Annotated in this window: 11 protein-coding genes; 4 read left to right on the top strand and 7 right to left on the bottom strand. The window is 68.2% G+C overall.

The features are described from left to right. Nucleotides 1–81: 81 nt before the first annotated feature. Entirely contained in the window at nt 82–2,202 is a 2,121-nt protein-coding gene (locus AC3AGO_RS10280; RefSeq protein WP_487824603.1) for a DUF2075 domain-containing protein, read from the top strand. A gap of 65 nt (nt 2,203–2,267) precedes the next feature. On the opposite strand, the gene AC3AGO_RS10275 is transcribed toward AC3AGO_RS10280, so the two are convergent. From AC3AGO_RS10275 to pglW, 7 genes are all read right to left on the bottom strand, one after another. Continuing rightward, nucleotides 2,268–2,396, bottom strand: coding sequence for a DUF6408 family protein (locus AC3AGO_RS10275; protein ID WP_487819847.1), 129 nt, complete (start codon nt 2,394–2,396; stop codon nt 2,268–2,270). 232 nt (nt 2,397–2,628) lie between these two features. Next, nucleotides 2,629–4,818: a DEAD/DEAH box helicase gene (locus AC3AGO_RS10270; RefSeq protein ID WP_487819846.1), complete on the bottom strand. Its 2,190-nt coding sequence runs from the start codon at nt 4,816–4,818 to the stop codon at nt 2,629–2,631. After that, entirely contained in the window at nt 4,815–6,149 is a 1,335-nt protein-coding gene (brxD, locus tag AC3AGO_RS10265) for a BREX system ATP-binding protein BrxD (RefSeq protein WP_487819845.1), read from the bottom strand. The genes AC3AGO_RS10270 and brxD overlap by 4 nt, the downstream gene beginning before the upstream one ends. 32 nt (nt 6,150–6,181) lie before the next feature. Beyond that, nucleotides 6,182–9,091 carry a BREX-2 system phosphatase PglZ gene (gene pglZ / locus AC3AGO_RS10260; protein WP_487819844.1) on the bottom strand — a complete coding sequence of 970 codons (2,910 nt, stop codon included), beginning with the start codon at nt 9,089–9,091 and terminating at the stop codon, nt 6,182–6,184. Then, entirely contained in the window at nt 9,091–12,996 is a 3,906-nt protein-coding gene (gene pglY / locus AC3AGO_RS10255; RefSeq protein ID WP_487819843.1) for a BREX-2 system ATPase PglY, read from the bottom strand. The genes pglZ and pglY overlap by 1 nt, the downstream gene beginning before the upstream one ends. Nucleotides 12,997–13,346: 350 nt before the next feature. Next, nucleotides 13,347–16,958, bottom strand: a complete 3,612-nt coding sequence (pglX, locus tag AC3AGO_RS10250; protein ID WP_487819842.1) for a BREX-2 system adenine-specific DNA-methyltransferase PglX — start codon at nt 16,956–16,958, stop codon at nt 13,347–13,349. A gap of 30 nt (nt 16,959–16,988) precedes the next feature. Then, the gene (pglW, locus tag AC3AGO_RS10245) at nt 16,989–21,659 is read right to left on the bottom strand and encodes a BREX system serine/threonine kinase PglW (protein ID WP_487819841.1); all 4,671 of its coding nucleotides are present in this window, start codon (nt 21,657–21,659) and stop codon (nt 16,989–16,991) included. A gap of 292 nt (nt 21,660–21,951) precedes the next feature. On the opposite strand from pglW, the gene AC3AGO_RS10240 reads away from it, so the two are divergent. The 3 genes from AC3AGO_RS10240 (at nt 21,952) to AC3AGO_RS10230 (ending at nt 24,129) form a co-directional block, all read left to right on the top strand. Beyond that, nucleotides 21,952–23,124, top strand: coding sequence for an ATP-binding protein (locus tag AC3AGO_RS10240; RefSeq protein ID WP_487819840.1), 1,173 nt, complete (start codon nt 21,952–21,954; stop codon nt 23,122–23,124). A gap of 92 nt (nt 23,125–23,216) precedes the next feature. Beyond that, nucleotides 23,217–23,537: a nucleotide pyrophosphohydrolase gene (locus tag AC3AGO_RS10235; RefSeq protein WP_487824602.1), complete on the top strand. Its 321-nt coding sequence runs from the start codon at nt 23,217–23,219 to the stop codon at nt 23,535–23,537. Between the two features lie 106 nt (nt 23,538–23,643). Continuing rightward, nucleotides 23,644–24,129, top strand: coding sequence for a DUF6099 family protein (locus AC3AGO_RS10230; RefSeq protein ID WP_487819839.1), 486 nt, complete (start codon nt 23,644–23,646; stop codon nt 24,127–24,129). Nucleotides 24,130–24,138 lie beyond the last annotated feature (9 nt).

Here is a 24,138-nt window from a genome sequence, read left to right as displayed (position 1 = left end):
TGCGGCCCGACGGGCTTCCCTGCGAGGACATGCCCCCACCCGCACGAGTCATTCGTGCCCAGGGGGAACCACTTCGTGTCCATGCTCCTGCTCAAGCTGGCAGCCCAGGACCTGCTCGACCTGAATGCGAGACGCCGGATGGTTCCGCATCTGGCAGCCAGGTGGCGGTACTTCCGGGGGAAGGACGCCTCACTGTCAGAACGTACGGCGTGGGCGGAAAGCCTCGTGAGCCTCGCCAACGATCTGGTAGCCGCCGGCCGCGGGAACGTGGAGATGATCGTCGAATGTGCTGCCACGCTCGACGAGAGCGAGCGGCCGGGGGAGCCCCGGCTCATCGATGTCGTCCTTGCAGGCTTGCATCCTGAGGACGGTCGACTGTCCGTTCAGCTCGTCGAGCTGAAGCGCTGGTCGATGGTGACCCGGGTGGAACGGGCTGCTGGTGATCTGGTGCACGTACCGGGGATGGGGGAGAAGAAGCACCCCGCCCTCCAACTGCGTGAATACTACGAAGCTTTCACCGGCAGCAGAGGTCCGCTGTACGGGGAATTCGAGTGTGGCGGGTTCGCCTACTTGCACAATGCGACAGAGGCATCCGTGCCTGCCCTGGTGGACATCGACGCACCCACGGGCGCGTACGCTCGCATGTATACGAACGATCGCCGCGAACAACTACTGGCGGACCTGCGGAAGAACTTCGCCGAAGAGGGCGCTGCATCCGCCGCCGAGACCCTGCTGCGGAACATGGGGCTGCGCAATACGCCTCTGCTCGATGCCATGATCAGGTCTCGCGGAGACGACACCGTCTTCACTCTGCGCGGGCGACAGAAAGTGGTCGCCGATCAGATTCTGGAGACTGCCGCAAAGATCCTCCCGGACTCCAGCCGGCCCGGTCTGTTCCCGGGCGGCGAGAAGCGCGTGATCTTCCTGGTCACCGGTGGCGCCGGCACCGGCAAGAGCGCCATCGGCCTCCAGGTCAAGGCAGAGCTGGAAGCTCAGAGCCGGACGGTCATGTACTCCAGCGGCAGCAGGGCGTTCAACGGCGCGCTTCAGAACCATGTCGGTTACGGGGACCGGGAGTTCAAGAAGAGCTTCACCTACTTCAGCAGCTTTGTGACGCCGCCGGACCCGCCGCTGGACGTACTGATCTGTGACGAGGCGCACCGTATCCGCGATCGTTCGACCAACCGATTCCTGGGGGCTGAAAAGCAAGGCACCCAGCCACAGGTGGACGAACTCCTGGACGCATCACGTCTGACGGTGTTCTTCCTGGACGAGGGCCAGACTGTGCGGCCCAACGAGGTCGGCACGGTCGGCCTGATCGAGGAGGCGGCCGAGCGACGCAACGCCCATGTCGTCCGGTTCGGCCTGCAAGAGCAGTTCCGGTGCGGTGGGAGCGATGCCTACATCCGCTGGGTACGTGCCGTCCTCGGGGTGACGGAAGAGGAACCGGAACCGTGGACACCGGACGGCCTGATGCACGTGGAGGTGGCCGACACCCCTGAGGAGCTCGAACACATCATCCGTACCGAGGCGTTGGCCGGCGCCACCGCGCGCATGGTGGCCGGCTACTGCTGGCCCTGGACGAAGCCTCTCGGAGAGGAGAAGCGACTGGAGGCCGACGTCCGCATCGGTGACTGGCACCGGAAGTGGAACGCGTACAGCGAAAGCTTCTGCGAGAACGACGAGGTGCCGCCGTCGAAGATCTGGTCCGTGCACGAGAACGGGCTCGGTCAGATCGGCTGTGTCTACACCGCTCAGGGCCTCGAATGGGACTGGTGCGGCGTGATCATGGGCGAGGACATGGTGCGTCGCGACGGCCAGTGGGTCTTCCGCCGGGGAAAGGCCAAGAACGACCCCGAGTCGGATATCAAGCGCGTCGACAAGCCTGGTTCGTTCGACCCGGTGGTGAAGGCCCGCAGCGTCGATGAGGGCGATTTCGAGCGGCTCATCCGGCACACGTACCACGTGCTGATGACGCGGGGCAGTCGTGCGACGGTGCTCTATTCCACGGACGAGGAGACGCGGGCCTACCTGAAGGAATGCGTCGGCGGGACACAGCTTCACGGCCTGCGGCCCACCTGGGAGAACCTGCCGCAAGAAGCACGCGTCCCGCACATGCCGCGACCCAAGAGGGGGACGAAAAGGACTCGCAGAAAGCGGGGCAAGTCCGAGGCGGAGGCGCCGGATCTGCGGCTGTTCTGACCGAGGGGGACCGGAGCGGAGAGGCGAGGTGGAGTGGCGGGCTCTCCGGGCCCGCCACTTGTCTGTCAGAAGAACAGACTTGCTGCCGCGGCCAGGGCCGTCACCACCAACTTGGCGGTGACGCCGACCGCGACGTCGACCAGGATCTGGCGGAGCCAGTCGCGACGTGCAGGCTTGTACTCGACGGGATTCATGTACCACCACTCCTCGGTGTGAACGGAAAGTGGCAGGGAGCGCCCTACCGGGCATCCGCACTCACACCGCGTGCAGCACGCGATGGAAACCACCTGCCGGTCACGGCCGAGGATCGGCACCGAACTCCGCCGACGTACCCTCCGGGAAGGTGCGCAGCGCGAACAACCCTAGTACAGGCATGCGTTGGGCGTGATCGTTTTCTGGCTCTCGGGCGTTCGGGGTTTCCCGCTCTCAGCGCTCCAGATGCAAGCGCGTCGGCTCTCGCAAGACGGTGTCGGCTGCGTCGAAGTCGGCCAGCCGCGCGGCTACCGTGGCGGCAGCGAGGCGCTGAGGCAATGCCGCGGAGAACTTGAGGCCGTTGACCGCCCTGGGATCGACATCCGGGAGGACCAAGGCAGGCAGACCGTCGGTGGTTTCGCGGCTCGCCCGCCACATGTCGGGCGTCAGGTCCTCCCTGAGCCGTACGTAGCAGTCCGTGGGCCGTTGCACGGGATCGGCGACCGCCGGCAAGGTCGCCGCGAGAGTCGCGTTGGCCCGGTAGCCGGCCCAGGTCCACCACCGCACATCAGGCCCGGCACGTGTCACCAGGGTCCTTTGGGGGTGGACTGTCCGGGGGGCCTCCTCCGAGCGCCATTCGGAGAGGCAGCTCTTCGCTCTGCGGGTCAGGGACACGGGCGGGTCCGTCCCGAGCAGCACATCACGCATCGCCCGTGTGAGTTGGAACGAGAGGCCGGTCACCGAGCCGTTCGTCCACTTGGCGATACCGCCGCTCTCGACCGGCTCGACGAACGCCCTCTTGCGCGCCCAGTCGATGAACGTCACCTGCCAGTTCCGCCCGCCGAGCAACAGGCGCCGGGGGCCGGGGCGGTCCTCGGTCAGGAGGGAGGGGTCCGTCTGGCCGATCTCGGTACGCCCCGAAAGTACGGTGAATTGCGGCGGGGTGGTGAACGATGCCGTCAGCTCGATGAAGTGGCGGCGCCCGAACCGTTTTTCGGCCTCAGGCCCGATGAAGAGGCGGCCGCCGTCCGATTCCAGGAACCCCTCATCGACCAGATGCTGGAGGACAGGCGCTGCAGAACGGTCGAACGGTGCCAGGCCGTTCCAGTGCTCGGCCCACAACTGGTCGCCCACCGTGTTTTCTTGCAGGGCGACGGCGAGGAGCTGCTGTGCCACCAGATGTCGTGGTTCGGGCGGTGCGATGACCGGCTCTACCCACCCCCGCCCCCAGAGCAGCAACAGGCCCGCGGCCTGGAGCAGGGCGTCCTTGTCCGTGGCCAGGAACAGACAGTTGCGCGTGGAACCGGGGCGCCGCCCCGTACGGCCGATGCGTTGGAGGAAGGAGGCGACGGTGTCCGGGGAGTCGATCTGGACGATGCGGTCCAGGTCCCCCACGTCGATGCCCAGTTCCAGAGTGGAGGTCGAGACGATGACGCAGTCGCGGGCCTCCGCGAAGGCCTGTTCCGACCTCGCGCGCTCAGCAGCCGACAGGGATGCGTGCGACAGGAAGACCGTCACCTCACGCTCCCGGAGGGCCGCCCCCAACTGCTCGACCTGGCGCCGAGAATCGCAGAAGACCAGGCGCTTCTCTCCCCTGTGCAGGGCCGCGATCAGTTTGGCGGCGTTGTCCAGGGAGCCGACGTAGTCCAGTTCCACCGCCCCGGGCGGAGGCGTCGCGGTCGGTGAAGACGTCGCGGCGGGGGCGGCGCCAGGGGAGACGATCCGGCCCGGACGCGCGTCGGCCCGCGCTCCCTGGAGCCAGGTGAGGAGTTGCTGCGGATTCCCCACGGTGGCCGAGAGGCCTATCCGTTGGATGGGGCGGCCCACCACCCGTTCGAGACGCTCCAGCACGGCCAGCAGGTGCCAGCCACGGTCGTCGCCCGCGAAGGCATGCACCTCGTCCACCACGACCGCCCGTACCCGCCCGAGCAGGTGAGCGTGGTCCGTCTTCACACCTATGAGCATCGCTTCCAGTGACTCGGGTGTGGTGAGCAGGATGTCCGGCGGGTCGGCCCGGATGCGTTGGCGTTGCGACTGCCGGGTGTCTCCGTGCCAGAGGGCTGCGCTGCGCCCGAGCCACTGGGCGTACGCGTCGATGCGCGTCACCAAGTTGTTGAGCAGGGCCTTGAGAGGACACAGGTAGAGCACTGAAGTGCCGGACCAGCGCTGCTCGGACATGGCCGACAGCATCGGTAAGCAAGCGGCTTCGGTCTTTCCGCCGGCGGTGGGAGCGAGCAGGACCGCGTCCTCGCCGTCCATCAGCGGATGGATCGCAGCGTGTTGCAGAGGTCGCAGATCAGGCCAGCCGAGGGTGTTCACCACGTGATGGAGGACCACGCGATCGAGCCGGTCGACCGGATCCTCCAGGGCTTCATGGACAGCGGGGCCGGGGCGCGTGGCACACGGTTCGTCGACTTCGCTCATTCGATGTCCAGCTCGATGTCCTCGGCGGAGGCGGCGGCTGCGTTGCGCTCGACATCGGTGAGTTCGCCGCTGGACACCGTGAGGCGGTAGTGCCGGCGCGGGGCGAAGTCCTCGAACTGATCGATCCGGTCGAGGACGTCTCCGATCAGCTTCTTCAGGAACAGCCGGGGTGCCACACCGACCTTTCCGCCCAGCGCGCCTCCCACCGCGCGGGCGAGGTCGGCGATGTACGCGTCGTCCGCGAGCGTCTTGATGCGGTCAGGTGCCCCGGCCCCCTCAGCGAAGACGTCACGGATGGTGATGCCGAGGTTCACCAGTGACTCCTGAGCGAAGCCGGGGAGACGCAGCTGCACGGCACGCGGATTGTCGAAGCGCGGGTCGGTGGTGAAGTCGGTGGCGAGGCGCTGCGCGAGGGGAGCGAGGCGCTGGACTCCCTGTGGGCCGTCGTAGAACGCGGGGGTTCCCGTGATCACCAGGTACAGGCCGGGGAAGCGGCCCGAATGCACCTCGTCGATGAGCTGGCGCAACGCGTTGAACGCCTTGTCGCGCGCGTCGGGCCGCACTCTCTGGAGCGTCTCCACCTCGTCCAGGACGACGAACAGGCCCCGGTGTCCGGAGTCGCGCAGCACGGTCAGCAGCCCCTGCAGGAAGCCCAGAGCGCCGAAGTGGTCGAGGTCGCCGCGCACGCCGGCCGACCGTCGTGCTGCCGCCGCCACGTGCGGTTGTCCGCCGAGCCAGGCCAGAACCGCGGCCGCAGTGGCTTCGTCTCCGTCGGCGAGCGCGGCACGGTACCCGCGGAGGGCTGTGGCGAAGGACGGGGCGTGCCGGGAGACTTCGGCGAGCCGTGCCGTCAGAAGACTCTCCACCGCCTCCGCCAAGTCCTCCTCGCTCGTCCCGTCCGCGAGGGCGTCTTCCTCGAGCGCGTAGAACCACGCGTCGACGACCGGCCGGAGCGCGCTCGGCGGGAAGCTGGTCGTGGTCAGCCGCTCGGTGAGGCGCCGGTACACGGTCTCCAGCTTGTGCAGCGGCGTCTCGGTCTCCGAGACCTGGATCTCGGCCACGGCGAAGCCCCGGCGTTTGGCCCGCTCGCCCAGCCACCGCGTGAAGAACGTCTTGCCCGACCCGTACTCACCTCGTACGGCTTTGAACACCGAGGCGCCGGAAGCGGCCGTCTGTAGCTCGTCGTCCAGGGCCGTAGCGAACCTGTCCAGGCCGGTGGCCAGGAGATCGAGCCCGCTGTCCGGCACGGCGCCACGCCGCAGCGCGTCGATCACTGTGCGCCGGCGGGCGGCGGACGCCTGGGAGGCGGCATGCGCTTTGGCTGAACTCACCATTTCAGTCTCTCAGTTGGCATGGCTGGAGGTCAGGCCTCTCCGAACTGCTCGCCCAACAGCCCTCGATGGAGGCGCAGCGTGCGCCCGTCCGGCAACGTCTCGAGGACCTGGACCCCGTCGTAGTTGAGGAGCTGCCGCAGCACCGCGGCGAAGCCGTCGGCTCGCCCGGCCGGGTAATCGGCGCGCTGCGCGACGGCGGTGACGGGAAGGGTGCCCCCGGCGTCGAGGAGGGCGAGGACCGCCCTCTCGACCTTGTCCATCGGCGGCTTGCGGGCCAGCAGGCCGACTTGGTTCTGGAAGATCTCCGAGGCGAGAAGCGCGGCGACTGCTTTTTCGGCGCCGGGGACACGCGCAGCCGTGCTGTCGGGAGCCGGCGTGGGATCGGGGGCGGACGGCAGAGGGGCGTCGAAAAGAGAATCGTGCGTTTCCGCCAGCTCGGCCTGTGCCTGTGTGGGCTTCTTGCGGGCCAGCTTATTGGCAGAGCCGATGGGGGCAGGGTGTGCCGGAGTGACGGACCGGAGCGTTCGGTTGTCCAGGAGCCACCAGTCCGGCTGTTGATCGCCGAGCTCCCGCCAGTCCTTCGGAGGCGTCGCGCCGAAGGGCAGGAACGCCAGGACCGGGACGGTGAACTCGGCCGGGGACGCGCCGCCGTGATAGCCGGCCTTGAGCGCGGTGTAGCGCGAGTCGGCGTCCCAGAGAGCAACGACCGACGCGTCGGGGGCGGGCCAGACCACGCGTGGCCCCGAGAGGGCGATCTCGGTGGCCCCGAGGGCTCCGCCGGGCGTGCGGTGGCGTGCGGATTCCGGCGCTTCGGCATCGACCCTGGCACCGTGCCGGTCCACCACGTGCCCGTGGTCACTGGTGATCAGCACGGCCATGCCCTGCGCGGCGGCGATCCGCAGCAGGTCGGTCAGCCCTGGAATGTCTTGGACCCGCCACGCCCCGTCGCCGAGTTTCTGTTCCTTGGCGAGCTTGTCGTCGATGGCGTTGAGTACGACGGCCACGTGGGTGCGCCCGTCCATGAGCGCCTCGCTGAGGTCGGTCCCGAAGGTCTCCCCGGCACTCACGGCACGCAGGTCGTCCTTGTGGAACACGGCGGCCGGCGCTCCGCCCCACAGCTTCTGAGCGGGGAAGAGTCGCTTCTCGTCCGTCTGAGTGCCGTTCGTCAGCCTGCCTGCGAAGAGCGAGGTGCGGGAGACGGCGGTGAGCGTCGGCAGCGCAGCTGCCATGGAGCGGCGGTGCGGCACGCCGTCCGGCAGAGGGTCGAACTCGGCCCAGGAGAAGCGCAGTTCTTCGGCCAGCTCGGCGCCGATGGCGGCGCTCATCCCGTCCAGGACGAGCAGCAGGACACGCCGGCCGTTGCCTCCGCTGCCGACCGGTTTCACGACCCGGTCGAGGAAGGACTCCACGGTCAGCATGGACCTCGGCTGCGCACCTGTCGTGGTCCAGGCCGCCAGCGTTTCCGCGAAGTGCCGGTCGATCTCGTGGCGCCGCTCCCGTACACGAGCGGCGAGCTTGTCGTACGCGGACTTGAGCACGGGATCGGGGTCCCCGCCGGCCTCGATGTACTCGAGGGCACGGTCCACCCAGCCCGTCTCGGCGACATGCCGTCCGATCCCGGCGGCCACGGTGCCGCACTGGACCTCTGGGTCGCCCGCGAGCCATTGCGCCAGACGCTGACCCATGCGGGCCCGCTCGACACGTGCCCGGGTCTCCGGGCCGTCCGCGCGCTTGTGGTCGCCTAGAGCGCGGACGGCTTCCGCGACAGGCGCCGGACGGCTGGCCTTCAGAGCGCTCCCCACGGCTGCGAAGCGCGCTTCCAGCCCCGCGTCCAGCAGAGGACTCTTCCGGGCGGCGGACTCAGCACCGAACTGGCGGACCAGTGAGGCGGCCCGGTCCAGCACGGTGTCACCGACCCGGCGCGCCTCCCGGGCTTCTTCCAGGTCCCCGCCCGTGCCGCGTACCGCCGCGGTGAGCAGCGCTTCGACGTACTCCTCGCAGGCGCGGCCGAACGCGGTTGCCAGCACGTCGAGTTGATCGCCCGTCGCCGGCGCCGGTTCACCGAACCAGCGCTCCGCCCGGCCTCGTGCACGGTACGTGTCGGTGTCGGACGGGGCGGCGTGCAGCCACAGAGCGCCGCAGACGAGGCCGAACGCGACCGCCTCCTCGCCGTGGTCGGCCTCCACCAGGGCGAGGAGAGCATGCCCTGCTGCACCGGCCTGCTCCTTCTCGCCGAGGAATTCCATCAGCCCCGACCGTTCGGGGCCCCGCAGCTTCAGCAGACGCTCGGGCCCGCCGGATTCCAGGGACCAGCGGAGCAGGGTATGGGCGTCCAGACTGTCGCTCGCCTGGACACCTTCCGCGCGGCCGGACTCCCCGTCGTACCTGCCCAGCCGCAGTCGTCGGAGTGCGAGAGCGGACAGTGCCGTACGCCGGGACAGGACGCCGCCGGCCAGCGGTGGCCAGCCACCCGGCGGTGTGGCGTCCAGGAGGGCCTCTGAGGCCCAGTTCACGTCCTTGAGGCGGCTGTCGACGCCCTCGGCGCCGAAGGCTTCACGCACCACGTCCCAGCCGTCGACGGTGTCGATGCGCTTCTTGTGGACGCGGGCCAGTATGGCCGGGTCGAGCTCACTCGGTTCGCGGTCGGTCAGCACGACGAGGACGGCGGAGCCGGCCGTCTCCTCAGGAAGCCCCGCAAGGTGATCGAGGACCAGTTCGTGAACGGCGAGCGGTGAGGGCGCCGTGGCGATCCGGGCCGTGTGCCCTTCTCCCCATGCCGTTTCGGCCGGGCCGTCCCATTGCGGTGCGGAACGGAGCAGGACGGCCCGCCGCTTGTCCCTGCCGGTGAGGGAAGCGGCGAGCGATGTCTGGGACGACAGGTACTGGGTGATGGTCGCGAGGTTCATGCGTGCCGCGACCGAGGTGGTCGTCGCACTCATCAGTCGATGACCTGCCAGGAGATTTCGACGGTGGCTCCAGGGCTGCGGTCCGCCAACTCCGCGAATTCCTCCTGCAGCTGCCGGGCTGCGTCGGCCGCCGTCGTACGTTCGCGGCCCGAACGGCGCGTCGCCCTCTTGGCGGGGTTGCCCGCTGTGCGCGTGTCCGTCGCCTTGTCCGTGTCGACGTGCGGATCCTTCGTCCCCGTGTCCAACGGCACGTCGTCCGGCTTCGGTGGGTGAACGACTTTCTTCTGGTCCGATTCCCGATTCCGCTTCATCAGAGCAAGCACCTCGCGCTGGGTCTTGGCCAGCGCCTCGTGCAAAGGACTGGTCCGCTGATCGCTGCGGGCCACGTTCCGCAGCGAGTCCAGCAGGGCCCGGCCCTCGAGGCCTTCGTTTGTGGCCAGGTCGAGGGTGGTCCAGGACGCCGCCTCCAGCGCTTGAGTGACTGCTCGTGCCTGCTTGACCGACGTACCGATGCGGTCGGCGCCGACCTGTCCGAACTCGTAGGAAGCTAGGGCTTCGACGGTCTTCTTCGCTCCGGCGACGCCCTGGCCTGCCGCCTGAGTGACGTCCTGGAGCAGCTCGGCTGACCGCCGTGCGAGTGCGAGACGGCCTGTCTCCTCGGCCTCGTCCAGCCCGAGGAACGTGGCGTGCTCCTCCAACTGCCGTACCAGCTCAGCCGCATGCTCCTGATGGGAGCGCGCCTCCTCGGCGATCTGCCGGGCGAACTGGTTGACCATACGACCCCGGCGCAGCGTAGGAGCGGGCTCCCCGAAGATCGCCGCGAACCGCTGCCGAGCCTCCTCCCAGTCCTCCTCGGAGGGGAGCGGCTGGTTGCGCAGCGCATCGTGGTCCTTGATCTGCGACAGCTCGGGCACGGGGTCGAGCGGCATGCCGTGGCGGACCCACACCCGGTCGTCGATCTCGGCGAACGAGGCGACGACCAGCTTGGCGAGGTGATCCGGGAGCCCGCGCGGCTCCGGCTTGTCGGTCCAGTCGGTGAGCGTGATCAGGCTGAGGTCACCGGTGCTGCCGCGCTCGCGCGCGAGCTGCCGGAAGTGGTCGGCCCAGAAAAGAGACAGCTCGAAGTACGCCTCCTTCTGCTGCCCGAGGCGCAGTGGACCGGTGATGCGCTGCACCAGCTTCCGGTCGGCGGCGGGCACTTCGGCCCGGTGGTCCCGGGCCTCAGCAGCGTTCCGGATGTGCGTGAAGACCTTCCGCGCATCGGCGGGCTTCACCGTCGTTCCGGTGTTCTCCGGGTCGAGATCGGGGTGGCCCGGGTACTGGCTCGCCAGCAGACGCCCCGCGATGTGCCGCAGCCCGTCGCGCAGGGATTGACCGAAAGACAGAGTGAGCCCGTCGACCTCCCGCAGGGACTGGAGATGGTCGCTGAAGCCCAGCTCCACGTCGGCGGCCTTCTTGTCGGCCAGCCCGTACGCCTGCTTGAAGGCGAGCTTCACGTTCTTGAGCAGCGATTCCCGCTGGGTCTCCAGGAGCCCCTTGGCACGCGCGCGGTTGTCGGCGTTGAGGTGGCCCGCGTACTGGCTGTCGAAGCGCTGTTCGTCGGCGAGTGCCTTGTCGATGACGACGAGGCGGCAGAAGTCCGAATAGCGCTGGGCGGAGAGGTGCGTGGGCAGCCAGGCAACGGTCCGCGACCGCTCACCCTGCTGCCTCTCCCGCAGCCGCTGCATGCGGTTCACGTCCTCGACGGGGCCCCATTCGCTCTCGTCGTAGGGCAGGTCGATGGCGATCCGCCACAGATCGTCTTCCTGCGGCATCAGATCGTGGTCCGGCAGCTCGTCCTCGTCGGCGACGTTCCCGAAGACGACTTCCGCGCTGCGGCTGGTGCCACGCCATACGAAGTCCACCCGGCTCGTTAACTGGCCCTGCTCGACACCGAGTTCCTCGGCCAGCAGTCGCTTGGCGAGCGCCTGGCGATTGCCGGGATTGTCGTTGACCTTGGCGTTGGCGATGACGGAGTCGACGTCGACGCCCGAGAGTTCGAGCCGAACGCCCGGGTTGGTGCTGGTGCCGGTCTCCTTGATTTCCGGGAAGCGGCCTGCCCATTCGGCGACCTTGTTCTTGAGGATGCCGTACTCGCGGCCCGGGATCGGGGCCACCACGGACCCGTAGTTGAGGGCAGAGAGCCGGCGGATCGTGAGGTCGGCGAGCGCGGGGACACTGGGGGCGAGTGCGGACAGGAGCAGGGTGCCGATGATTCGGTTGTCGCCGACGAACGTCTTGATCCTGCCCCGCAGTTCGGAGTCGGCGATGCTGTCCGGGCCCCGGTGCATGTACTGCTCGACCTCTTCCTCCGTCACGTTGTACGTGCCGAGGAGGTACGGGCGCAGCTTGGTGCGGTAGAGCTTGTCGGCCGCCTCGAAGACGACCTTCAGGCTGTCGGTGAACGGCTTGTCGCCGCCGGCGGTGATCAGCGGATACAGGTCGCCGACGGGTATGAGGTCGCCGAGCCGCAGCTCGTCGCGGTGCTCGGCGAGCAGCTGCCCCATCAGCTTCATGCCGGTCCGGTTGCGCTGGAGCGCCGAGGAGACGTGAACCAGGGTGTCCATGAAGGCGGGCGAGAAGGGGTACGTCAGCCGGAAGCTCTCCTCGTCGGCGCCCACGCCGTCCGGTCCGCGGTCGGACCCGAGCAGCGTGTCCCACACCTCTTGGCGGACCTTGCGGGTCTTCTCGAACTCGGCGTTGATCTGCGCTTCCGCCTCGGAGGACTTCGGCTGCAGCAGGCGGGCGTGCGCCACCTGCGGGAGGTTCCGGTTCTCCAGCGTGATCTTGTCGAAGCGCCCGGAGGCCAGGTTGAGGGTGTCCTGGATGGACGACTCGGCAGCCCCCGATACCTCCTCACCCACCAGCTCGCGCAGGTCGCGCTGACGGGCGATGAAGGACACGACGGGAATGGCGCGGCGTGCGTCGCCGCCCTCCACGAAGTTCGTGATCTTGCTGGCTTCGCGGGCCACGAACTTCTGGTCGTGGATGAGGGTGGCGAGCCACAGGATCAGCTCGTCCATGAAGAGGATCAGCCCGTCGTAGCCGAGCGACTTCGCGTGCTCGGCGATCACGGAGAGGCCGGCGTCCAGGGAGATGAATCCGTGCTCGTCCTCGGCGGCGCTCTTGGTGAAGCCGGGCAGCAGGTTCGTGCTCGCGTCCTGAACGAGACGGGCCCGCAGCTCGGCGGGTGTGGAAGGGCTGACGAGGTTGAGAGCCTGGCCGGACTCGTGAACTTCCTCGGCCGAGAGCGCCGTGTCGAGGAGGGCAGGCTCCCAGGTGAAGGACTCGCCCCATTCGTCGTCCTCATCGGCTCCGCCCGAAGCGTCAGCCGAGGCGAGGCTGTCGACGATGAACTGATCGCCGTGCCGTTCACGCAGGGCCCGGATGTCGTCGAAGAGGGCATCCGTCCGGTACACCTGCGGCGTCGGCGCCTCGGGGTGCAGCTTCCTGACGTGGCTGACGTAGCCGCCGAGGACTCGCTGCTCCAGAGCTTTGGCCCCGAGCATGTGGTACGGCACGAGCAGGAACTTCTTCCCGTCCGTGCCGAGCCAGTCGTGCTTGGTCAGGATCGGGTCCAAGTCACCGCGGCTCCGGGCCGCCGGACTTCCGCTGAGCAGCGCGTGCAGCACCGCCATGAAGTGCGACTTACCGGAACCGAACGACCCGTGCAGATACGTGGCCTTGGACGTATGACCGTCGAGCGCGGACTTGATGAGGCTCAGCGCCTCGTCGAAGTTCTCCAACAGCCGCTCCGTGACCACATAGTCCCGCAGGGCATGCTCGGCGCCCTCGGGCGAGGTCGCCTCTGATAACTGGAGGACGAAATCCGACGTGGATATCGACTCCCTGATGTCGATGACATCGCGGAGCAGAGGTGGCTGCTGAGCCTGAGCCATTGCGGGTCTCGCTCTCCGTATGACGGCCTGTGTACGAGGGGCTGACGCCGGTGTACGGCGGCGCGCCGTCGGGCCCACGGGTGTGCTGCGCCCGTGGCAGGTGCGTCAAGGTCCCCCTCGGCACATTCTCCGGCACGAAAGCGGTTTTACGGGAGGGGTGATGCCGAGTCGTGCTGCTCGAACAGCCGGAGGCCACGCAGCCGAAGGTGGCGCTGTCCAGCACGCCGATCCTGCCCTTCCGACGTCGCGGTCATGCCGGCCAGTTCCTCCCTCGCGGGATGAGTCGGAGGGGTATCGGCCCAGCCGGACCGATTGACGACATGCGGGGCTGCTTCTCCCGGCTCGACTGCCTACTTCTTCGGGGTACGGCGCCCTCGAGCTGCGGCGACAGGGCGCCAGGCCCGCAGGTCGCCATCAGTAAGGCCGTGTTCGCCCTGGACCATCTGACGGTCGCCCCGGAAGAACGCGGCCGGCGAGGCGCCGAAGGTGGAGTCGAACTCGTCGTGCCACTGGTCCAGCCACGGCTGGAGTTCCAGCAGCCCCGCGAGGAACGGAGTCACTTCCTCGGCCGTCAGCGTCTCGTGGTGGGCGATGTACGCATCGATGGCGTACGCCTGCTCCCGGTGATCCCACCCGGCCCAGCCGTACAGGTCGGGGGTCGCGACGTTGCTCTGCCCATACGAGATGAACCGCTCCTTGGGCACGTCGAGCTTGCCTCGCGCTCGCCAGTAGGAGGGGCGGAGGAAGTCGGCGGAGGCGTACTTGGGCGGGACGGGAATGGTGTCCCGGATCTTTTTCTTGGCGGGCTCATCCGGCGCGGCGTCCTCGTCCCGCTGAAGGTCCCAGACGTGCTCCCAGTCCTCACGCTTCTTGAGCCCTGTGGGCTTGTAGCGCAGGGCGGAGAGGAACGGCACGTGCTCGACAGTCATCAACTCGCTGACGACGGAGGCCAGTTCCTTCCGCGGCGCGTAGATCTTCGCAACGGATACGAAGTCTTCGTCGCGCGAGAGCGCGTCGGTCAGTCGGGAGAGGCTGACGATCGCGGGCATCCCGTGCTCGTCGAACCAGTGCTCCCGGTTCTCGATCCGGTCCAACAGCCAGGACCGGAGAGCCTTCTCTTGGAGTGAGTCCCACCCCTCGGTGGCCCACCGTCGCTTGTACTCGGGCCTCTCCACCATCCCGATGGCCCGACTTGACTCGATGGCGTCGATCCGCTTCTGCACGATTTCGCGGTAGGCGGCGGGCCAGTGGTCGGGTATCTCGGTTATGGGTGTCGACCCATGGCGCTTGAACCACTCATCACTGGCTTCGCCAGCTTCGACGCGCCGAGCGAGCACGATCTCGAAGGCCCGCTCCCCGAGGGCGAGTTCAGGAATGTCGGGGGAGTCGGGGTCGTCGGAGACCCGGAGATCTTCGGAGTGCAGGTTGTAGAGCGAGTACACCTGCCAGTCCAGCTCTTCCTGGAGAGCGATCATGCGGGCGCGGGTGGAGTGCCAGGTGGTGCGGGTGTTGCGGATAGTGGAAGTGGTGGGAGCGGCTTTCTCCGAAGAGATAGAACGGGTATTGTCGGCGCCTCGCTGAGACAGGGAGTCTAAGGCAACCGCTGTGTTTGTAGGAAAACTTATCGGTAGCGGGAGTCGTTCAACGTTTGAAGAATTGAAGGCGAACCGGTGCTCCCAGAGCTCGTCTGAAATGCCGCCACCGATTCCACCGTTCCCTTTATCGAAACACATTTGTTTCAGCCAGAAGCATGCGGTAGAGCTGTTTAGTAGTCCGAGTAGGCTAATGTGTTCCCCTTCTTCGGTCTCCTCGTGAAGCTTTATTACAGGCGCTGTCTGCTTGAATACTTTCCCGCCGCGATCTAGTGTAAAATGGTTGTGCGTCGCCACCTCAGCGAATGCGATTGACAGTTGAGTGTGGTATGCAGACCGAGTGAACTGCATGTAGTCCCACCAGCGAAGTCCTGCGTCTTCTATGCTCCCTTGGAAAGTGCGTCGCACTTCTAGGAGGCGACGAAATGGCCAGAGTTCCGTGTCCAACTGGTCTTGCTCGAATTCCTTCGCGTAGGGAAACCAAATTGCTTCGTCTGGTTCTGCGATCCAGTCACGGATAATTTCCCCGACCATGAGCGGCCGAAGTCCTTCGCGGCTCGCAGCCGTTCGGAGGTTTCCTCGTAGGGGGCGAATGTATGCTTCGTCTGCACCTGCGCGAATGCCGCGTCCCACCGGCGGCTCGATCGCCAGCCTCAGTGGCTGTTTACTGGCCCTGTGAATCTGTTCAACCATTTCTAGGCCCCCGTCGGCCAGTATCCATGGCTGCGCTCCGAAATAACGACTCCGTTCGAGATCGTCCACGGAAACCCACCGGCTGACTGAGCCCGGCGCATCGATCTGGTTTAGGATCGAGTTCCACACCAAGCCGTCTTTGCCATGCTCCGGTGCGGCGGGCTCACCTTGAATGCTCCGTACTGTGCGAATGGTCGCTGAACGCGTGCCTCCTCCGCGCCTTCGACCCATGAGTATGACTGTCGGTGTCCCATGGCCCGGAATGTGGGCCCCCGAGGTGTCGACCACCTCCAGTAGTTCCACCTCGTGTCCGAAGTAGGATTCAATCAGCTTTGCCCCAAACTCCCGCTTCATGAAAGAGTTCGAGGTTATCTGTCCAATTAGGCCGTATCCGTGTCCATTCTTTGGATCCCCTGTTTTGGCTAATTTAAAGAAGCTCTGTGCGTGCGGTACAGACAAGGCGTACGTTCCCGTGCAGGCGTCGTACAGGTTTCGGTATAGCTGATTGAGGTTTTTGTCCTTCACTGTGATGTAGGGAGGGTTCCCCACCACCACGTGGTACCGGCCCTCGCGCAGAATTTCCGGGTGCTCGTAGATGTCCTCCGTCTGGTAATTGAAGTCTGCAAGCTCGTACAGCCCTTCAAAGGCAGAGGACTCGTTGAAAAGGCTCACCTGGCGGTGCTTGATCAGGGAGTCGCCCACGGCCAAGTGCACCGGCCACTCGTACCGGCTCGCCTCAGCCAGCGTCCGCACACCACTCGCGGCCATCGCCGCAACCAGCAACCGGAACCGCGCAATAGCCACCGCGAACGGGTTGATGTCCACCCCGTGCACCGAATCCAACGCGGCGCGCACCCGCTCATGCACGTCGCCGCCCGGGTGTCCCTCGGCCCACAATCGCACCAGCCGCCGAAAAGCCCCCAAGGCAAAGTGCCCCGAACCACACGTCGGGTCGATCATCTTGAGGCCCTCGTACCCGAACTCCCGCACCGCCGGATTCATCGTCCGGTCGAGGATGAACTCCTCGACAAACTCCGGGGTTTGGAGAAGGGCGTACGTCTTACGCGCCTTCTCGCTCAGGTCCTGATACAGATCGCCCAGGAAGCGGGTGTCCCAACCCTTCGTGCCGTCGCCGTCCTCCTCCAGCGGGTCCGTGAAGTCGTGGACGAGGACGCCCTCCTCGTCCCGTTCCCGCCAGAACTCGATCAGGTCCCGCGCTCCGTCATGCGACAAGGGGACCTGATAGAGCGGGTTGTGGCGCGGGTCGAACAGCAGCCGGCCCGCCTGACCCGCGCCCAGCTCCGCGAAGGCCCGCTCCAGCCAGCCCCGGTACGTCGGGTCGTCCGCCGTCGCCACGTAATCCTCGTACCGCGCGAGGGCCAGCTCACGGCGGTCGTCCTCCGGGCCCGTCAAATACGGCTCGGGGATCAAGCGATTGTCCTCGCAGAAGCGGACGAAGACGGTGCCGAGTACCCACGCCGCTGCCACCTGCGTGACCCGCTCATCCAGCCACGCGTTCCACGTCGCCGCCGTGCGGCCCAGCTTGCGTGCCTGGTCGTACTCGGTACGCAGGCGCGTGCCCACCTCCGGCACGGCCTTCACCTGCTGAGCCAGATCTGTCTCGGCTGCCTTGACCTGCCGCTTCAGGTCATCTAACAGCGCTTTGCGGTCAATCACTTGAGGTCTCCCTCGCCTATTCGCCGTTCGTCACGGCTTGCCCAGCGCACCGGCCGCCGCCCGGTGCGCGTTCCGCACCCATGAGTCCGGAATCTCGATCCATTCGCCGAGCCCCGCCTGGTACGCCACCGCGACATGCCCCAGCTTCGGCTCCCGCGCCGGGTCCCCTTGTGGGACCAGCAGCCACAGACCGCGGCTCCCCTGCCGGGCCGCGTCCGCCAACCGGTCCAGCACACCCATCGCGTCGTAGCGCGCGAAGACGGAAGCGTCCGTCAGCAGCACCGGAGGCGAGCCCGTACGACCGCCCTCCAACCGCTCCCGAATGCGCGGCTCCACCGACCCCCACGCCGTCCGCGCGTACTCCGAGAACTTCAGCGCACCGCGCGACCCGGGCTCGGCCACGTCCGCCCTCAGCAGCGTTTCCCACGTCGGCTTCGTGCCCTCCGGAACCAGCGCGTGCAGGCAGTCGAGGAACAGCTCCGTCACCGACACCACATGCGCACCGATCCGACCGTCGGCCGCGCCCAACTCCCGTACGGCCGAGGGCGACTGGTCCTGGCGCACCGTCAGAACGCGGTACCCGTCGCGACGGGCCGAGGCAGTGAGCCGCTCCTCGGCGCGTACGGCTCCCGCCAGCGTCGGGTCGTCCGCATAGCGTGTCAGCGAGCCCGCGACCGTGGACTGACGCCCGGCGCCGGTCGTCAGATAGCTGGATGCGTGATCCATCCGCGTCGGCAGGTAACGGAGCGTCTTGCTCTCGGCGTGCGTCGAGAGCGCCAGGTCGAACCCCGCATCGCGCAGCGCCTTCGTGAGGCGCCCGGATGTCGGCAGGTCGTGGGTGGTGCCGCGCGGTCCGTTCGGTACGACCAGCTCCGGGAAGCGCGCGCGGACCCGTTCGTGCACGTCCGCGGCAGTCACGCCGGGCTGCCGCTCCTCCGGTACGCCGGGGATGAGGCGGACCAGGCCGGCCTGGGTGAGCCGGAGCGCTCGCACCAGATCCAGGTCCCGCGGATAGATCTCCAGCCGCGGCGTGGCCGCAGCATTCGCGGAGGCCGCAGCCGCCAGTTCGACCAGGCGCCGTTCGTCCCACTCCACGGCACCCGGCGGCGGGGTCAGCGCACCCAGCTCTCCGAGCACTGTCGTCGCCGTCGGCAGCGTCTCCAGCTTTGCCATCCGGTCTGCCGTGCGGCCCAGCCGCCACGCGTAGTCGAGCAAGCCGGGGGCGGTGGGGGTGTCCGGCGGATCGCCGTCCGTCCCCTTGGCCTCGTCGGCGTCCCGGACGTCCAGGGCGAGCAGCCCCGCGCCGAGTGCCTCTTCCGTTGCCTTGCGGTTCGGCTGATGCTGGAACTCCGCTTCTTCCGGCGCGAGTTGCTCCACCTCGACCACGGCCCGTACAGCGGCCAGGGCCAGCGCGCGTCGCTGATCCCGCCCGGGGAGCTGTGTCCCACGGCGCACGGCGAGCGCATCGGCGATCTCGGCGGCCGAGGCGACACGGCCCAGCCCGGCGAGCAGGGCGATGATCTCGTCACGCAGCGCCTGCACGGCCGGATGCTTCTTCCAGCGCTTGCGCTCCTCCTTCAGCATCTGCGGGATGCGGCCCGCGGAGAGGCCCAGCGCGTCGGCGACGTCCTTCTGCTTCGGCCACACGCCGATGTCCGGGAGCACCCCCTCCTCATTCGGAAGGCGCAGCAACAGCCGGACCATCTCGACCTTTTTGCGGTTGGAGCCGTTGTTGTTCAGTTCCGGCACCAGGATCGTGGCGAGTGTGTCGAGGCTGACCGAGCGGAGGGCCGACTCAGGAAGGCCGCCGGCCGTGCCGTTCGCGACGAGGCCGTTGGTCGCAGTCGACTCAGCGGCGTTGAGCTGCTCGAGTTCCTCCTTGGCCTCGGCCCGGCCGCGCGGCGTCAGTGGCGAGGCCGGGGCCTCGCGCAGCAGTTCGCCCCACTCACGCTGGCGGCGCTGGACTTCGCTGCGGGTCTTGGCGCCCAGGCCCGGCGCGTTGACGAGCTTGCGACGGCTGTAGTCGAGGAGGCCGCCGACCGTGGTGATGCCGAGGCCGTAGAGGAAGGACTCCGCTGCGGGCGTGAGGCCCGCGGCCGACAGGTGCGTTTCCCGGGAGACGTCCTTCGCCAGGCGGTCGCGCTGCTGCTCCGCGGTGAGCGGCTCGGCGTCCGCGATGGCGGCCCCGCCGGGCGCCCCGGGATCCGAGTCCACGCCAGGGTGCCGGGAGCGGTTGCTGGACGGCACGGCCTGCGAGGCGTCGAGGAAGATCTTCTTCCAGGCGTCCCGCATCGGTTTCAGCTCGGGGTAACGCTTGGCGACGTCCCGGTGCAGGGCCTTGTGGAAGAAGTCGACGAGGCTGTCCCGTACGGCGGGTTCGAAGGCATCGGCCGCGATGGTCGGGTAGGGGAACTCCTTTGGGTCTGTCTGCCGGGGAACGACCGAGCCGTCTCCCCATTTCGGGAGCTCGCCTGAAGCCATTTGGTGCAGGGTGGCCGCTACCGCGTACCGCTCGGCATGCCAGTCGTATGCGGTGCGGGTCAGCGTGCCGATGAACGGATCGAGGTAGCCCTCCGTACCGGCTTCGTATTCCTTGGCCGGATAGCCCGCCAACGAGAAGTCGATCAGCACTAGTTCGCGGGTGCGGTTCGGGCGGACGCGGATCGCGATGTTGTCCGGCTTGATATCGCGGTGCCAGACGCTCTCTCCCTCCAGGAAGTCCAGCGCGCCGAACAAGTAGTCGCCATACGCCTCCAGTTGGTCGATGGGGAGGCGGCCTCGCTCGCGCAGTTGCCGGGCGACGGTCTCCTCGCGGTGGCGGGTACGCGAGCTGCCGGTGTCGGACTCCTCGCCTGTTTCCTCGCGTTCGTCACCCACGTACTCCATGGCCAGGAGCGTGCGGCCGGCGATATGCAACGGCTGCGGTTCGACGAGGCGGATCACGCGGGAGTCGGGGCGCAGTTGCCGCATCGCCTCCGCTTCCCGGACGAGTACCTCGCTGCGGCTGTCGGACAGCGCCACCTTGAGCACGGCCAAGGGGCGCGTCTTGCGCGCTTCGGCTTCCAGGTCGCGTACGAGGAAGGCGCGACTGGTCGAGCCCGTTCCGAGGCGGCGACGGACTTCCCAACGGCCGCCCAGCACGTCTCCGGCGACGGCTTCGAGAGGGTCTTCCTCAGGGGCCTCAGGAGTTTCGGCGGGCTCTGGCGGGCTCGCCGGAGTGGTGAGCGTGTCCTCGACCAACTCCAGCATTTCCATGAACTCGTCGACCGAGGAGAGGCGTCGCTCGGGGCGATAGGCGGTGGCGGCCTGAACCAGCTCGTCGATGTCCTCCGACAGTCCGTCCACCAGGGAGCTGGGCCGAAGCCCCTCACCGGCTTCCAGGCGGGCGAGCAGCTCGGCCTGGCTGGCGGCCGGCGCCTTGCCCGTGACCAGCAGATAGGTGAGGACACCGAGGCCGTACACATCGAGGTAGACCGGATCGGCGTTGTGCGCCGTGAGTTCGGGCGCGAGGTACGGGTCGGAGCGGTCCGACAGGTGTCGTGAGGTCAGCGAGGTAGGCGCCAAGCGCGGCGAATCCGGTGCGGATCCCGCAGAACCGCTGCGTTGTGTGGCTATCTGCCAGTCGGAGATCTGCAAGTGCGGGGACAGCCAAGCTGACTCTTCGCCCACGGCCTGTCCCCGCCTGCCGCGGTCACGGGGTATGACGTGCACGGAGCGGGCGGCCAGCGCCCGGTGGTAGACGCGGCTGGAGTGGGCGGAACGCATCGTCTCGGCCAGCTGCCGGACGAGGGCCATACGGCCGAGGATGTCGAGCTTCGGCCCGTGCTGGAGTAAGTACTCGTCCAGACGCAGGGTTTGGGGGTTGTAGTCGAAGACCAGGGCGGGGCCCGCGGAGTGTCCCGACGGGTGGTACTGCTTGTACTGAACGGCTCCCGGGTGCCGGAACCGCTGCAGTACCGCTGCCTCGCGTCGGGCAGCCTTTTCCATCGACTCGCGAATACTGGCATCCGAGCCGCGTTCGCGCAGGTAGATGCGTACGCGAGCAGGTTCGGGAAGCTCGCTGTGCTGGGCCAGGTAATCGACCCACGTCGGTCCCGAGTCGAAGGCCTTGCGCTCGAGTTGGTACGGGCCGACCTTGAACTCGGCGTCGCTTCGGCGGATGCCCACCCGCCCGAGGGCCTTTGTGATCTCTCGGGAGTCGGTCGCGGTGATGCGATGACGCTCATCCCGGGGCGGCTGCTTCAGCATCTTGATCAATTCGGCGACCGTGTAGACGCCGTTCTGATCGTGTGCCGGAAGCCGGATGCGCAGGGAGTTCTCGGTGAAGCACACAGCCTCGCCGACCCATACGCGCTTGCCGTTCTTCCCGAGCAGTCCGGCCAGTTCCTTCGCCTTCTTGTTGACGAGGTGCAGCGGATTGGCGTTCGGGCGGCGACGGCCGTTGGGCGCGGTCTGAATCCAGGTGCCGTTCTCGCTGGTGAGCGAGCCGTGCCAGTTCTTGAGCTCGATCATGCAAACGCCGCCGGGGGCGACGACGAGGAGGTCGACCTCGCGGACGTGCCCGGTGTTCGCGGTGAAGGTGAAGTTCGACCAGGCGCGCCACGGATCGGCGTCCGGTAACTGTTCCCTGATGGACTCCAGACCCCGGCGTTCATGATCGAATTCGGACTCGGTGACCGTAGTCCACCGGCCTTCCCGCATCTACTGCCCCCTTGTGCGACGTGTCCTGCGCGCCCACCCGCTCGACCGTCATCCGACTCGGAAGCCGGGTATGACCTTATGAAAGTAGTAACGCCAGGCCGCGTAAAGGATCTGCTCGTCACGAAGTGGACACGCGGCGGTGCTCCAGGGGGCTTGGGCTTCGAGTGCACCGGCGCTCGTGCTTCCCGTCGTGCGCCCGGTGCGCCGGGGTGTGCCGCGGGTCCATCCGTTCGGGCGGACGGGGCGGGGGCGGAACGGTTCGGCGGGGTGGGGGGCTTCTACGGTCTGGCTCATGAACGAGCCTGGTGCGGCGAAGGCGGCCGTGGTGACCGAACTGCGGCTCTCCGCCTACCGGTCGCTGCGTGGCCGTACCGTCCCGCTCGGCCCCGTCACGCTGCTCACGGGGCCGAGCGGGAGCGGCAAGTCCACGGTGCTGGAGGCCTACGCGGCGCTCGCCCGGCTCGCGGGCGGGGCGGGCGTGCGGGAGGTCTTCGGCGGCGGTGCCGACGGACCCTCCGCGTACGTGCCGCAGGACGCGCGACGGGACCCGCAGGGGAGACGCGGGTTCCGGCTCGGCTGCACGGTGGACGGTCCGGCGGGGCCCGTCCGGTGCGACCTCGCCGTCCAGGCCGAGCCCGAACTGCGGGTGGCCGGTGAGCGGTTGACGGCGCCGGACGGCAGGACGCTCCTGTCGACAGCGCTGCGCGACCCGGGGCGGCGCACCGTGGCGGCCGAATGGCACAGCGCGGGCGTGAGCCGGGTGGTGCGCGCCCCGCTGCCGGACGACCGGATGGGCACCGCGATGCTGCCGCTGCGGGTGGCGGGCACGACGGCGGGCCAGCGGTACGTACTGGACGCGGCGGAACAGGTCGTCGTCGCCCTGCGGTCCGTGTTCGCGTGCGACCCGCGGCCGTCCGGCATGCGCGAACCCGTCGGCACGGCGGACGGCCGGCTGTGGGCGGGCTGCGGCAATGTGGCGGCCGTGCTGCACCGTACGAGGACGGAGTGCACCATCCGGCACGGGCTGCTGGTGGAAGCCGTACGGGCCGGCTGCGGCGGGCCCGTCGAGGATCTGGACACCGAGTTCGCCGGTACGCGGCAGGGGCGCCGATGGGTGCGGGCCGTGCTGCGGCGCGGGGAGGGGCGCGGCAGCACCCCTCTGGAGTGGCTGGGCGAGGGGGAGTTGCGCTACACGGCGCTCGCGCTGGTGCTGCTGACGGGGCCCGGCGTGCTGTCCATGGACCCGGCGGAGGAAGTGCTGCCGGCGCGGCAGGCGCTGACCGTCCTGGCGGACGGAGCCGACCGCAGTCTGGACGCGCGGCAGCGGGCCGAACTGCTGGGCCTGGCCGCCCGGATGGCCGACAGGGGACACGTACGGATGGTGGCCTCCGTGAGCGGCGCGCACGCCGAAGGGTGGGGGGAGGGCACAGTGGCCGGGGCCTCCCTGGTAGACCTTGGGGCGTGAGCGATTCTCCGGAAGCACCTTCCCCCTCCCACGGGCCGGCCCCCGCGAACGGCCGGGGCGACGCGTACGGCGGTGCGCCGACCGTACGGGAACTGCAGCGCAGGCTCGCCGAGTTCGCCGCCGCGCGGGACTGGGGGCAGTACCACACGCCCAAGAACCTGGCTGCCGCGCTGAGCGTAGAGGCGGGTGAACTGGTGGAGATCTTCCAGTGGCTGACGCCGGAGCAGTCGTCCCGTGTGATGGCCGATCCGGACGCGTCGGCGCGGGTCGAGGACGAGGTCGCCGACGTCCTTGCCTATCTGCTGCAGTTCTGCGAGGTGTTGGGCGTCGACCCTCTCACCGCGCTGAGCGCGAAGATCGAGAGGAACGAGAAGCGTTTCCCGGCGACCCGTACCGGTCACTCTATGGAGTGAACATGGTCTCCACACGGAGCCAATTATCCACAGATTTCCCAAACTCCCTGGCGGTAGAGCCCGTTGACGGTCACGCTGGGTAGCGACCAGTGGAGGGGGACGGTAGATGGACGCGGTTTGTCTCATCGAGGCCACCCGGCACGCTCTGGCCAAGAGCAGCACGGCATCGGAGATCGTCACGGAGGCCTGGCAGGCGCAGGCACTCGCCGGGGCGGTCGGCGGGCATCTCGCGCTGAGCGGCCCGCCGTTGGTGCGGCACGAGGCGCTCGGCCTGAGCGAGGCGGGCGGCCGGGCCAGCTGTGCCCTGCCCCGCTGCGATCACCCCGGGCTGCGCGACGAGTGCTGCATACGCGCGGCGTGGCTCTCCCCGGTCGAGGAGCCCCGGGACGTCCTGCTCGAACTGGGCGCGCTGCTGGGGGAGACGGGGTCGGCGCTGTTCGGGGCGGTCATCGAGGCGGAGGAGGAAGGGGTGTACTGGCAGTGCGTCGAGGCGATCGACGCGGCGGACGAGTCCGGTGACCGGGTGGCCGCCATCCTGCGCAGACTCGCTCTGCTGGACCGCGGGGGCCTGGAGCGGGGAGGCGCGGCGTAAGGGGCGCGG

This window comes from Streptomyces sp. BL1 (assembly GCF_057628045.1).
The sequence above is the reverse complement of the archived record's forward strand: the minus strand, read 5'-3'. Positions and strand labels throughout refer to the sequence as shown.